Annotated in this window: 12 protein-coding genes; all 12 read left to right on the top strand. The window is 37.1% G+C overall.

Features of this window, described 5'->3' with window-relative positions; all coding sequences use genetic code 11:
- Window positions 1-106 precede the first annotated feature (106 nt).
- The 12 genes from nhaD (at window position 107) to CYP28_RS06225 (ending at window position 14,218) form a co-directional block, all read left to right on the top strand.
- Window positions 107-1,495, top strand: coding sequence for a sodium:proton antiporter NhaD (nhaD, locus tag CYP28_RS06285; protein WP_103593531.1), 1,389 nt, complete (start codon window positions 107-109; stop codon window positions 1,493-1,495).
- 10 nt (window positions 1,496-1,505) lie between these two features.
- Window positions 1,506-3,038 carry a glutamine-hydrolyzing GMP synthase gene (gene guaA / locus CYP28_RS06280; RefSeq protein WP_103593530.1) on the top strand — a complete coding sequence of 511 codons (1,533 nt, stop codon included), beginning with the start codon at window positions 1,506-1,508 and terminating at the stop codon, window positions 3,036-3,038.
- Window positions 3,039-3,409: 371 nt separating this feature from the next.
- Window positions 3,410-3,814 carry a YbgA family protein gene (locus CYP28_RS06275; RefSeq protein ID WP_103582265.1) on the top strand — a complete coding sequence of 135 codons (405 nt, stop codon included), beginning with the start codon at window positions 3,410-3,412 and terminating at the stop codon, window positions 3,812-3,814.
- Entirely contained in the window at window positions 3,798-4,166 is a 369-nt protein-coding gene (locus tag CYP28_RS06270) for a TIGR02328 family protein (RefSeq protein ID WP_103593529.1), read from the top strand. Before CYP28_RS06275 ends, CYP28_RS06270 begins: the two co-directional genes overlap by 17 nt.
- Before the next feature lie 543 nt (window positions 4,167-4,709).
- A complete protein-coding gene (locus tag CYP28_RS06260; RefSeq protein WP_103593528.1) occupies window positions 4,710-5,354 on the top strand; it encodes a cupin domain-containing protein in 645 nt (214 codons plus the stop codon).
- Between the two features lie 109 nt (window positions 5,355-5,463).
- The gene (locus CYP28_RS06255) at window positions 5,464-6,624 is read left to right on the top strand and encodes a multidrug effflux MFS transporter (RefSeq protein ID WP_103593527.1); all 1,161 of its coding nucleotides are present in this window, start codon (window positions 5,464-5,466) and stop codon (window positions 6,622-6,624) included.
- Entirely contained in the window at window positions 6,617-7,255 is a 639-nt protein-coding gene (locus tag CYP28_RS06250; protein ID WP_103593526.1) for a uroporphyrinogen-III synthase, read from the top strand. Before CYP28_RS06255 ends, CYP28_RS06250 begins: the two co-directional genes overlap by 8 nt.
- Window positions 7,256-7,488: 233 nt before the next feature.
- On the top strand, window positions 7,489-8,733 hold the full coding sequence (gene purD / locus CYP28_RS06245; RefSeq protein ID WP_103593525.1) for a phosphoribosylamine--glycine ligase: 1,245 nt from the start codon (window positions 7,489-7,491) through the stop codon (window positions 8,731-8,733).
- A complete protein-coding gene (locus CYP28_RS06240) occupies window positions 8,730-9,179 on the top strand; it encodes an RDD family protein (protein ID WP_103593524.1) in 450 nt (149 codons plus the stop codon). Before purD ends, CYP28_RS06240 begins: the two co-directional genes overlap by 4 nt.
- Entirely contained in the window at window positions 9,172-11,331 is a 2,160-nt protein-coding gene (locus tag CYP28_RS06235) for an LPS-assembly protein LptD (RefSeq protein WP_103593523.1), read from the top strand. Before CYP28_RS06240 ends, CYP28_RS06235 begins: the two co-directional genes overlap by 8 nt.
- Window positions 11,332-12,030: a sodium:proton antiporter gene (locus CYP28_RS06230; protein WP_103593522.1), complete on the top strand. Its 699-nt coding sequence runs from the start codon at window positions 11,332-11,334 to the stop codon at window positions 12,028-12,030.
- Window positions 12,020-14,218 (top strand): polyribonucleotide nucleotidyltransferase, encoded by a 2,199-nt coding sequence (locus CYP28_RS06225; RefSeq protein WP_103593521.1) that lies wholly within the window; start codon window positions 12,020-12,022, stop codon window positions 14,216-14,218. Before CYP28_RS06230 ends, CYP28_RS06225 begins: the two co-directional genes overlap by 11 nt.
- Window positions 14,219-14,225 lie beyond the last annotated feature (7 nt).

Here is a 14,225-nt window from a genome sequence, read left to right as displayed (position 1 = left end):
CGTATTTAAATAAAAATGTAATGTAAGCTTAATAATTTTAACTAACCTAATTTTTAGGCTCATTTAAGTAATATACCAAGATTTTTTATTCTACAAGGAGAGTATAATGAGGTTTTTTGGACTTCTAGGCTTGTTTTTCGCGATGGCTTTTGGTGCTGATGGAGAAACCGCAGCTATTGACTTAACTACCACATGGGCAGGAATTTTATCGCTTATAATTTTTGTTGTTGGATATTTTTTCATAGCAGCAGAAGAAAATTTCCATATCGACAAGGCAAAACCTGCTATCTTTATCGGTACGTTTATGTTCCTACTTATCGGCGTTTATATGCTTATAAATGGCATGGATGTGCATTCGCTTGAACATGAGGTAAATCACCTGATTTTAGAGATTGCTCAGATCGTATTTTTCTTGATGGTGGCGATGACATTTATCGAAGCACTTATAGAAAGAGACGTATTTAATGCACTTAAATATAATCTCGTATCAAAAGGCTATACTTATAGAAAACTATTTTGGCTAACTGGTATTTTGGCATTTTTTATAAGCCCAGTAGCTGATAACCTAACAACAGCGCTTATTCTTTCAACCGTTCTTCTAACAATAGATAGAAATAATACAAATTTTTTAGTAGCTGGCGCGATAAACATTGTCGTAGCAGCAAATGCAGGTGGAGCATGGAGTCCATTTGGCGATATCACTACGCTTATGGTTTGGGCAGCAGGTAAGTCACCATTTCTAGACTTTTTCGCACTTTTCCCAGCATCTATTATTGGCTGGCTTGTAACAGCATTTTTACTTTCTCGCGTAGTGCCAAGTACTGCACCACATTTTGATGTGGCAAACGAGCCAAAAGTTGTTATCAAAAAAGGTGGTAAAGCAGTTATTACAATAGGCGCATTTACTATCTTTTGTGCAGTTATGATGCATCAGCTTTTCCATTTGCCAGCGATGTGGGGAATGATGTTTGGTTTCTCACTACTTAGTCTTTATACTTACTATTTCAAAAAAGCTCACAAAAATGAAGAACCAATGCATGTATTTCACTATATGTCAAAGATCGAAAACAACACACTATTTTTCTTCTTTGGAATTTTAGCTGCAGTTGGCGCTCTTCATTTTGCTGGATTTTTAAATTACGCTGTATCACTTTATGATAAATTTGGCTCAACTGCTGTAAATATTGGCGTTGGTTTCCTTTCAGCAATCGTTGATAACGTTCCAGTTATGTCAGCTGTTTTGAAAGCAAATCCAGCAATGGGAGCTGATGCAGGCGAGGCAATGAGTCAGTGGCTATTAGTGACACTAACTGCTGGTATCGGTGGTTCGATGATCAGCTTTGGTTCAGCAGCTGGTGTCGGAGTAATGGGTAAATTAAAAGGAATTTATACCTTTGGTGCACATATGAAATACGCTTGGATGGTGGTTCTAGGATATATCGTATCAATCATTGTTTGGTATGTGCAATTTGAAATTTTTCATATCTATTTTTAAAAGGTTATAAATGAACAATACGATTATAGTTTTGGATTTTGGTTCGCAATACACTCAGCTAATAGCCAGAAGGCTAAGAGAAGAGGGCGTCTACACTGAAATTTTGCCATTTAATGCAAAGCTTAGTGAGATAAAGGCGAAAGAGCCAAAAGGTATCATTTTAAGTGGCGGTCCAGCTAGTGTTTATGCTAAAGATGCTTATTTTTGCGATAACGGCGTCTTTGAGTTAAATATCCCTATACTTGGCGTTTGCTACGGCATGCAACTACTTGCTCACACGCATGGAGCGGAGGTTTTAGCAGCTGATCAAAAAGAGTATGGCAAGGCTGAGCTTAACGTTATTAAAGAGCATGCGCTATTTAAAGATACACCTTCAAAACAAATCGTATGGATGAGTCATAGTGACTACGTAAAGGACTTGCCAGAGGGTTTTGAAGTGATCGCTATTAGTGAAAATTCGCCTTATTGTGCTTTTGGCGATGATAAACGAAAATTTTATGCGATCCAGTTTCACGCAGAGGTACAACACAGCGAGTATGGCACGCAAATTTTAAAGAATTTTGCTAAATATATCTGCGGTTGCGAGAGTACTTGGAATATGGGAAGCTTCGCTAAAAATAAGATAGAAGAGATAAGAAAAACAGTAGGTACTCACAAGGTACTTTGTGCAGTTAGCGGTGGCGTGGATAGCTCTGTAACCGCGGCACTTTTAGCAGCTGCTGTGCCTGAAAATTTGATCCTTGTCTTTGTTGATAACGGACTTCTTAGAACAAACGAAAAAGAGCAAGTTGAAGCTACATTTAGAACAAAGCTTGGCGTTGAGCTAGTTAGCATAGACGCGAGCGAGACTTTTCTTGGACGCTTGGCTGGTGTGGTTGATCCTGAAAAAAAACGTAAGATTATAGGCGAGACATTTATAGAAATTTTTGAGCAAGAGGCTAAAAAGCATGGTGATGTGAAATTTCTAGCTCAAGGCACTCTTTATACTGATATCATCGAAAGCTCCGTAGTTGGCTCAAGCAAGACGATAAAGAGCCACCACAATGTTGGAGGTTTGCCTGATTGGATGACATTTGAGCTAATAGAGCCACTAAGAGAAATTTTTAAAGATGAGGTTAGAAAGCTAGGTCTTGAGCTTGGGCTAAGCCGTGATTTAGTATTCCGCCATCCTTTCCCAGGACCGGGCCTTGCTATCCGCATCATGGGCGAAGTAAATAAACCAAGCCTAGAGCTACTTCGCAAAGCCGATGTGATCTTGCGTGATGAGCTAAAGAGTACTGGCTGGTATAACAAAACTTGGCAGGCATTCTGCGTACTTTTAAATGTAAATTCTGTTGGTGTAATGGGCGATAATCGCACCTACGAAAACGCTGTTTGTGTGCGCGTGGTCGATGCGAGCGATGGCATGACTGCAAGTTTTTCAAGGCTTCCTTATGATCTACTTGAAAACGTAAGCCGCCGCATCATAAACGAGGTAAACGGCATAAACCGCGTAGTTTACGATATCTCAAGTAAGCCACCTTCAACTATTGAGTGGGAATAGAGTAAAAAATATTTTTGCTGTAAAATCGTTGAAGATACAATATTGCAACGGTTTACGGAAGCAAAAAGCTCTTTTGATACTAAAAATGAGAAAAAGTAGGCTTAAAAGAGAGTTTTAAATTTAGATAAATTGTTTAGAGAGCCTCCCATTATTTTGCTGGGAGGCTTTTGTGGAAAAAGCAGTTAATAAATTTGAATAGGTTATAGTAATAAAAATTATTTGTATCTGAGCCCACTTTAACATACTAATAATGCAGGATATTCATTTATACCTTACCTAAACAAAAATTTAAATGCTATTAATAAATGCTTAAATGGTGATACATTGTATGGGATTTGTTTTGGTTTGAATTTTTTGAAAGAAGCGTCAACATGAGACACAAAGATACAAGAATAGAATGTGAAGAGTTATGGGCAAAAAATAAATATTTTGTACTAAGCAAATCGCATAAAGCATATTTGGAGATAAGGGCGTATTTGAGGGAAAAAGAACTGGATGTTGTATGGCTAAATGAAAAAATACAGGAAACAAGAGATATGAAGGAGAGCAAAAAAGATTTTAGTAATGCCATTCTTCATATATGGGGATATTTTAAAAAAGACGCAAGTACGATTGAAAAACAGGTATTATTTGATATATTAAATGGATATATGGAAGGGGAAAATAGTCAGAAGGTTGTAATTGAATACATTAACACTTTACTAAAGAAATACCCTAATGAATATTTAGAAAAATCAACCTTGTTAACAGGAGAAAAATATGAGACTATGGCATGAAAAACTTATCCACTTATTGCCCAAAAGTCAGCTTCTTGGGCAACATAGGGAATGTTGTGCTCTGAGGGGCAATGGATGGAAAAAGAAACATAAAACTGTGGACTATGTGTTTTCATATTCTCCGTATCATCTTTTTATTTACCATGTATTGGTTATGGAGGAGATGGAAAAAAGAGGATATAAAGTTTCTGCGGAATGGAAAGATAAAAATTATAGAGGAAGCACAGCAGTAAAGTATGATAATCTTAAAGAGGAAATTATAGGCAGTCCAATTTACAAAGAGCACAATATCGAATATCTAGCTGATTGCATAGAAAATTTAAGAAACAAAGGTATACATTTAAAAGTATAGAAGTTGTGGAAGAGTAAATTGATATAAAAATAAAAGAAGTTGAAGATAAATTGGAAAAAGAAAGTGCATCAAAAGAAATATTATATGACCTTTCAGAATGGTTTGGAATACCATAAAGCACAGAAGAGTATATTCGTGATTCACGGTAAAAGCTTTTTCTCGCTTGCCATATGAATGATGAGTCAGCTGGTTTTGTTGTATTAAATGCAACCGACAAGGATTGCGCAGATATTTTTGTAATTGGTATAAAAAATTCCATCAAATGGGTATTGGATCAGTACTTAACGAAGCTTACAAAACTACGGCAAGGAAGCCGGGTTATGCATATTAAAAATAGAAACTAAAAAGATACTGTTATAGAATAAAAGAAACAAATATGATATGGTAATTATTGAGTGGCCAAATTCCTTTATGGAATTTTTTGTAAAGGGAACTTCTTGATATGCACTAGTTTTAATTAGGATATTTTTTCTCTTTTTATTAACATTGGTCAATGAAATTTAGCTCTTAACCTTTTATAATTTTGCAAAAAAAGGATATAAAATGAGTCAAATTTACAATCTAAATGCCGATACGAAAGTCGTCGCAAAAAGCGTTGTTAGCAAGAGAATTTTTGATTGCGAGAACGCTCATATCGATGTATTTGCTTTTGATACTGGCGAGGAGCTAGATCATGAGATGCTGTTTTGCGACAGCCTCGCATGGGTTGTAGAAGGCGGTGCTAGCCTATACTACGGCGAAAAGCAGATGCATATAGGTGGCGAGCAAGCTTGCCTGATAGAGAAAAAAGTGTGGCGCAAGCTGGTTTTTAACGAACCAACGAAATATATTTCAATTGATTTTAAGGAGGATTTAATGATAGATCATTTACCTAAGGCAGCTATTTTTAGCTTAGTTGATGCAGTGGAATACGAAAAAGGTAAAATCGTGAGCAAAACGCTCGTAAAGAACGAAAACGGCTCAATGTCATTACTTAGTTTTGACACAGACCAAGAGCTCTCAACTCACGCAGCTCCAGGCGATGCACTACTTATCGCACTTGATGGCGAGATGAAGCTAACTATTGGTGATGAGCATTTTGATATCAAAAAAGGCGATACCATCGTGCTTCCAGGCAAAATACCACACGGATTAAAGATAAAAGATAAATTTAAAATGCTCTTAATCGTCACTAAAGACAAAATGTAATATCAAGCCCTATTTTTAGGGCTTCTTCTTTATAATAACAATAGTAAATTTATACTTAATAAAGCAAAAAGTAAAACCATAATATAATCGCTCCAAAAAAAGAAAAACTATGAAAAAAGAAAATTCCAAACTATTTTTATTGCTATTTTTAGGCGCTCTCTCTGCCTTTGGACCATTTGTTACAGATCTTTATTTGCCAGCACTTCCGGCTATTACCGAGTGGTTTAAAACAAGTGTTACAGCTACGCAATTAACGATCACGACATCAATGGCAGGCTTAGCCATAGGTCAGCTCATAGTTGGTCCAATAAGTGATAAATTTGGCCGAAAACTGCCCCTTACCATCTCGCTCATTGTCTATACGATAAGCACTATTTTTATATTTTTTGCACAAAATATCCAGTTTTTTATCTTTATGCGCATCATCCAAGGGCTTGCAAGTGCCGGTAGCTTAGTCATCTCAAGGGCTGTTGTGAGTGATCTTTATAAGGGTCATGAAATGACTAAATTTTTTAGTCTTATGATGGTTGTAAATGGTCTTGCCCCGATACTTTCGCCAATAGGCGGCAGCTTGCTGCTTAAATTTACCGACTGGCGTGGCATATTTATGGCGCTAACTATCATTGGTATTTTGCTATTTATCGCAAATTTTTACTTCAAAGAGAGCCTAAGCCCTGCAAACCGACTAAAGTTACCATTGCTTCAGACTTATGGTGTCTTTGGCAAAATTTTAAGAAAAAAGAAATTTATGCTCTTTGTCGCGATCTTGACATTTTCGATGGCTGCGATGTTTGCTTATATAGCGTCATCTTCGTTTATTTTTCAAGAATTTTATTCTCTAAGTCCAATAAGCTATAGCTTTTGCTTTGCTTCAAATGGTTTAGGGCTTGTTATAGGAGCAAGGCTTGCTAGTCTTTTAAATGAGAGAAAAGCACTCAAAACCGGGCTTTTTGGCACCTTGTTTGCTAGTGTTTTTATTGCTTTCATGCTTTGCTTTAAATTTGAAGTGATCGGCGTCATTATCGCATTTTTCTTATTGCTTCTTTTTACAGGATTTGTCTTGCCAACTGCTTCATCGCTAGCCATGAATGAAGGCAGAGAATACGCAGGCTCAGCCTCAGCGATACTTGGATTTTGTCCATTTTTCTTAGGCGGCGTCGTCTCTCCGCTAGTTGGGCTTGGCGATATATTTTATTCAACTTCTATTATTATTTTAGCCTGCACATTACTTGCTTTGATATCTTTTTTAAGGTTAAAAAGAGTTGCGTAAAATTTATCTTATTTCAAACACAAAAACGACTGATGAGAGCGTTGTAAATTTAAGCGTTAGCAAGATCGAGTTTTTGAAATTTGAACTAAATTTAAGTGACTATGACGTGCTGGTAGCTACTTCTAAAAATGCTTTTAATGCATTAAAATTTAATGACATTTCGCCTATAAATTTACCAGTTTTTGCTATCGCAAATAGTTGCTCAGCGGCTGCAAAAGAGTTTGGTTTTAGTGAAATTTACACTGGGCAAAATGCTCATGGAGATGACTTTGCAAGAGAAATTTTGCCACTTTTAAAGGGCAAAAAGGTTCTTTATCTAAAAGGCAAAGATAGCGCTTCAAATTTCTTAGAAATTTTGCAAAATGGCGGAGTAAATATAAAAGCGATCATCACCTATGAAAATGTCTTAAATCCTTGCAAAATGGAGCTAAAACCACCAAAAAATAGTATTTTAATCTTCGCTTCTCCGCTAAATGTCAAAAATTTTCTTAGTAATTTTGGCTGGGATGAGAGCTATCAAGCGATAAGCATTGGAAAGGTCACTGCAAAAGAGCTAAAATTTACCGAACCAATAGTAAGCCAAAGTCAAGATATAAACGCCTGTATCGCGCTTGCCAAAACATTACTTTAAGCAAAGAATTTATATAATTTTATTGCCTGAGTGAAGCGAGTCAGCATTTTACGGGGTCCAACACTTTTTTGTTAGCGAAAAGGTATGGGTGCCTTGTGATGTGGCTTCGTTTGAGTCTGAAAAGGCGAGAAGTTGCAACCGTTTGGTATCCATCTATTTGCAAGATTGGCTTTGTTTATGGGCCACTCTTCTATGCGACGCCCACTCGGGTTTTTTAAATTTACGGAGATGAAATGAATATTCTCATAATAGGAAGTGGCGGCCGCGAATACGCCATTGCTCTAAAACTAAAAAACGAAAAAAATATAAATTTATACTTTGCGCCAGGAAATGGTGCGACCTCACGCCTTGGTGAGAATTTAAATATAAAAGACTTTTATGAGCTTGCAAAATTTGCTAAACAAAATGATATTGCTCTAACTATCGTAGGCCCTGAAGCGCCGCTTAGTGAAGGCGTAGTGGATATCTTTAAAAAAGAGGGCTTGCTTATATTTGGACCAAGCAAAGCAGCTGCTAGACTTGAAGCTAGCAAGGCCTATATGAAGGACTTTTTAGCTAGAAATAACATAAAAACCGCAAGATATTTAAACACAGATGATAAAGAAAAAGCATTTAAATTTATTGATACCTTAAGCGCGCCGATGGTCGTAAAGGCCGATGGACTTTGCGCTGGCAAAGGCGTTATAATCGCAAAATCTAAAGAGGAGGCCAAAGAGGCAGTTAGCGACATGCTAAGTGGGGCTAGCTTTGGCGAGGCTGGTAAATTTGTTGTCGTTGAAGAGTTTTTGGACGGCTTTGAGCTTAGCTTTTTTGCTATTTGCGACGGCGAAAATTTTGTAAGTTTGCCAGTGGCACAAGACCATAAACGCTTGCTTGATAATGACGAAGGTCCAAATACTGGTGGCATGGGCGCTTATGCTCCAAGTCCGCTTGCTTCAAAAGAGCTGATAAAAAGGGTTGAAGAAGAGGTTGTAAAGCCAACTTTAAAAGGGATGAAAAACGAGGGCAGTCCGTTTTGTGGAGTACTTTTTGTGGGGCTAATGATCGTGAAAAATGAGCCTTATGTACTTGAGTTTAACGTGAGATTTGGCGATCCTGAGTGCGAGGTATTGATGCCATTAATTGACGGAAATTTAAGCGAAATTTTACTAAATGCTGCAAAGGGCGAGCTAAAGCCTATTAGCTTAAAAGATGAATTTGCAGTCGGTGTTGTGATGGCTAGTAAGGACTATCCGTATAAAAGTAGTCCAAAAGCTAAAATTTCAGTTTTAAATAATGTAAAAGATGCTCACATTGCTTATGCTGGTGTTAGCGAGCAAGGCGGAGAAATTTATGCAGATGGTGGCAGAGTATTAGTCTGTGTGGCCACTGCGAAGAGTATAAAAGAGGCACGTGATAGAGCTTATGAGCTTTGCGAAAATGTAAAATTTGACGGAGCACATTATAGAAAAGATATTGCCTGGCAGGCATTAAAATGAGTATGCAGATAGTTGAAAAACTTGAAAAAGAAGAAATTTCGCTAGCACCATTTTCAAAAAGAGTGCTAGCTTACTCAATTGATGAATGTATCGTTTCTTTTTTGTTTTTGATCATTTACTGGGATACCTTTTTGTCGGTTATGAGCTATGATGAAGCCAGAAATTTGACTTTAAATTTCTTTTGGCAAATAGTCGCACTAAAGATTATTTATCATGCATTTTTTGTTTGGTATTATGGTGCGAGTCTTGGACAAATGATAACAAAGACGATGTGCATTAATGTAGAAATTTTAGATAGACCAAATTTTATTTCAAGCTTGGTAAGGGCGATTTTTAGGTTGGTTAGTGAAGCTTGTTTTTATCTTGGTTTTGCATGGGCATTTGCAAATCCAGCTAGGCAAACTTGGCAAGACAAAATAGCAAAAACAGTGGTGATAAATGCGTAAAATTTTATTTTTAGTTCCGGTTTGTATTTTAAATTTAAGTGCAGCTGTGCAAGATGTGCAGCTTTTGGCTGATGATGTAAAGCAAGATAAAGGCATCGTCACGGCCAATAAAAATGTTGTTGTGTATTCACAAGATTATCTTGTGACAGCTGATTGTGCTGTGTATGATCAAAATAATTCGGTTATCGAGCTTTTTGGAAATGTCAATATGATGAAGGGCAAGAGTGAAGTCTCTCGCTCAAACTATGCAAAGCTAAATTTAAAAAATAATGATACTTCTTTTGAATCGCTTTTTATGATGAATAAAGACATGGAAGTATGGATGAGAAGCGATGAGAGCAGCTCTGACAGCGAGTACTATAGAGTAAAAAAGGCGATGGTTTCAAGCTGTAATGTCCAAGATCCTGACTGGAGTATCACTTCAAGCTCAGCAATGCTAAATAAACAAAGCAAATTTTTACATCTTTTTAACCCAGTCTTTCGTATAGCTAATGTGCCAGTTTTTTATTTGCCATATTTTGGTTTTTCAACAGATACCACAAGAAGAACAGGCCTTTTGCCGCCTGAGCTTGGATACGGAAAATCTGAAGGCTTTTATTACAAACAGCCGATTTATTTTGCACCTTATAATGAGTGGGACTTCGAGCTTGATCCGCAGATAAGAACAAACAGAGGCGCTGGAATTTATGGTGCGTTTAGATTTACTGAGTCGCCTGATTCAAGGGGCGAAATCAGCTTTGGTTCATTTGCTGATAAAAGCAGCTACCAAGCCAAGCAAAAAGGAGAGACTTCAAATAAGGCCGAACTAAAAAATAAAACACATAAAGGTATCGGACTAAAATACGAAAGAGATAAGCTTATAAGATACCTTAGCGAAGCGGATTTGCAAGAGGGAATTTGGATAGATGCAACGAAGCTAAATGATATAGATTATTTAAATTTAAAGGGCAGGGATAATGATTACGATTCGCTTGTAACTTCTAAATTTAACTATTTCATCGCAAATGACGATCATTACTTTGGTGCTTATGCAAAATACTATATAGACACTGAAAAAATTGGCTCAAAAAATGAGAACAAAGATACGCTTCAAGAGCTTCCATCGCTTCAGTATCACAAATTTACAGATGATATTGCTTTGCCAAATATCTTATATTCACTCGATCTTCAGTCACATAGATATGATAGAAAGATAGGCGTTAGAGCGACTCAGTATGAATTTACGCTTCCAGCTTCAGTGCATGTGCCACTGCTTGATGATAGCTTAACATTTTCATTTTACGAGTATCTATACGCATCAAGAATAAATTACGAGAATAAGATAAATTCATTTGATGATAAAAGAGAAGATAAACATACAAATTTTGTAAATAATTACCATAAATTTGCCCTTCACACTGACCTTGCAAAAGCGTATGAAAGCTTTTACCACACTCTAAATTTTGGAGCTGAATACCTACTACCAGGTTATAGAAAAGGAAATTTAGATGATGAGTTTATCTATGATAAAAATCTAAATGAGTATGAAAATTTCTTGACTCAAGGGCAGAGCAAGGAAGAAATTTCTGGTTATCTGACTCAGTATTTCTTTAACTCTAATGGTAGAAAGATTATAAAACATAGTATTTCTCAAGGTTATTACACAAAAGAAGATGAATATTCGAATTTAAAAAATGCTATCTATCTATATCCATTTGAAAATTTAAGTCTTTATAATAAGCTTGAGTATTCGCACAAGAGCAAAGAGCTTAAAAAGATACAAAGCGGACTTTCATACACGAATGATCTATTTTGGCTAAATATGCTTCACACCATGAAGAAAAATGATAGCAAAATAAAAAATAGTGCAACAAAAGATAGCTATTTTACAAGTGGTCTTGGAGTAAAATTGCCTCATCAATATAGCCTTATTGGCGGCTGGCAATATGATATCGAGCGAAGTTACACAAAAAGCTGGAGAGTTGGTGTACTTCATCAAAGAAAATGCTGGAATTACGGGATAATTTATCAACAAGATGTCGAGCCAACAACAACAATAAATGGTTCAGCATCAACTAGAAAAAATGGTATCTATTTCACGATAAATTTTTATCCAATGGGCGGTTTGCACTATGACTTTTCGCAAAGCAGTACAAAATCGAGTGCCAACTAAATGATAACGGCTAAATTTAAGGATCAATTAGAGGCAGCTAGCAAGCTAATTGAAATTTTGCCAAAAAAGGAGCTCGTAGATAAAAAGACGATAATCGTTTGTATGTCGCTTGAGTCAGTTATACTCACAGATGCAGTTTGTAGAAGTTTAAATTTAAGCTACGAGATGCTTTTTAGCGAGCCAATACCTGCGCCAAATAATAGCGAATGCGACGTTGCAATAGTTAGTGAGACAGAAGATATAGTATTAAACGATAAGCTTATAAAAGCTTTTAATATAAGCTATGACTATATTTATGGCGAAGCGCATAGAAAATACGAAGAAAAAATTTTAAAAAACGTTTATAAATACCGAAAAGGAAATTTGATAGGAGAGCTAAAAGATAAAAATATTTTACTAATCGATGAGGGGTGCGAGACTGGTATGACGGCACTCATTTGCATAAAGACGTTGCTTGATGTGAAGGTAAAATCCATCTCATACGCAACGCCAGTGATTGCTACTGATGTCTTTACAAATTTAAATGATATGGTTGATGAAATTTACACAATAAACAAGATCGTTGATTTTATCGATGTGGATTCGTATTACGAGAAAAAGATCGAAGCTACGAGTGAGCGTATCATGTCAATATTAGAAGAGAGCCCTTATTATTTGCCGTTACAAAAACAACAAGGAGATAAAAATAATGCAATATAGTATAGAAGTCAATAATCAGGTTGAAATTTTTGACCTTAATAAGGTAGCAAAACAAGCTAGCGGAGCGGTACTATTAAGGGTAAAAAATACCGTCGTTTTAGCAACTGTTGCAAGAGAGGACACACAAGTTGAGGAGGATTTTTTACCTCTAACGGTGCAGTATATAGAAAAAGCCTACGCCGCTGGTAAAATTCCAGGTGGATATGTTAAGCGCGAGACAAAGCCAGGCGACTTTGAAACGCTAACAGCTCGCATCATTGATAGATCTCTTAGACCACTCTTTCCAAAAGGTTACGCATATCCAACTCAAATAGTGGTAATGGTGCTTTCAGCCGATCCTGAGGTTGATTTGCAGGTTGTAAGTTTAAATGCAGCCTCAGTTGCACTATATCTTAGCGACATCCCAGTAAATCGCCCAGTTTGTGGCGTGAGAGTTGGTTACATAGATGAAAAATTTGTGATCAATCCAAGCAACTCTGAGCTAAAACAAAGTGCGATCGATCTTTATGTGGCTGGCACAAAAGATGAGCTTTTGATGATAGAGATGAGAAGCTTGCCTCAACAAACCACGCAGCTTATCCCGATGGTTGCGATCGAGCCGATGATAGATCCGAGCCTAAGTGATAGCATGGCTCAAAAACAGTTAATGAATGAATTTAGTGAAGATATGATGGTTGAGGCGATTGATTTTGCTGGTAAGGCGATATTAAGGGCTAGCAGTGCTTACGAAGAAGCTTTCAAAGAGCATAAGAAAGAGGACGCTGCGCTTGAGCTAAAACCTGAGATAGAAAATGAAAATATTGCTATCTATATAGATAAATTTTATAAAGCTGAAGTCAAAAATTCTATCAATCAAATGGCAAAAAGCGAGCGTGCGAGCGAACTTAGTAAGATCGCAAAACAAATTTCAAGCGATGAGGTAGCTCAAAAAGAAGGCTGGGATGAGGCTGCCATCACAAATGTCCTTGGCAAATATAAAAAGAAAATCGTAAGAGAGCAGATCATAAACGAGGGCGTAAGGGCCGATGGACGCGGTCTTGAAGAGGTTAGGCCTATTAGTATCGAAACAAATGTGCTTCCAAACGCTCACGGCTCATGCCTCTTTACAAGGGGCCAAACTCAGGCTCTAGTTGTCACTACTCTTGGCACTGATAGCGACGCTCAAATGTATGACATCCTTACTGAAAAAGTACCTTTTGTAGAGAAATTTATGTTTAACTACAACTTCCCAGGCTTTAGCGTAGGTGAGGCAAGCCCACTAAAAGCTCCTGGTAGACGTGAGCTTGGACATGGAAATTTAGCCAAACGTGCCCTTGCACCAAGTATCGATCTAGCTTCACCATACACAATAAGAGTCGTTTCAGAAATTTTAGAGAGCAACGGCTCAAGCTCGATGGCTAGCGTTTGCGGTGGCTCGCTCGCACTTAGAGCAGCTGGCGTAAATACTTTAAAACTTGTCGCAGGTGTTGCTATGGGTCTTATATTTGAAGGCGATAAACACGCAGTACTAACAGATATCATGGGACTTGAAGATCATGACGGCGACATGGACTTTAAAGTAGCAGGTACAAGTGATGGCATCACGGCGCTTCAGATGGATATTAAACTTGGTGGCATTAGCTTAGAAGTGCTAAAAGAGGCACTTTATCAAGCAAAACGTGGTAGAGAGCATATCTTATCTTTGATGGCAGAAGCTGATAAAAATATAGAAATAAATGAAGATGTACTTCCAAAGCTTGAATTATTTAGTGTCGATCCAAGTAAGATCGTAGACATCATTGGACAAGCTGGAAAAACCATAAAAGAGATCATTGAGAAATTTGAAGTCTCAATAGATCTTGATAGAGAAAAAGGGGAGGTAAAAATCGCAGGTGGAGCAAAGAAAAATGTCGATGCTGCAAAAGATTACATCATCTCTATCACTTCAAAAGACAATGGACGTTCATTTGGCAAAAAGCCGTTTAAACACGACAAAGAGCGTTCAAAACCAAATTTTAATATCGGTGATGAGTTTCTGGGAACTGTAAAGAGTGTGGTTGATTTTGGTGTGTTTATCGAGCTAAAAGATGGCATTGATGGCTTGCTTCACATCTCAAAGATAAAAACCCCATTAAACGTAGGCGATCAGGTCAAAGTATGTGTGAGCGAGCAAAAAGGAAATAAAATTTCGCTCTCTTTAGTCGAATAAATTTTAA

Source organism: Campylobacter concisus (assembly GCF_002914195.1).
GTDB lineage: Bacteria > Campylobacterota > Campylobacteria > Campylobacterales > Campylobacteraceae > Campylobacter_A > Campylobacter_A concisus_M.
This window is presented reverse-complemented; position numbering and strand designations above follow the sequence as displayed.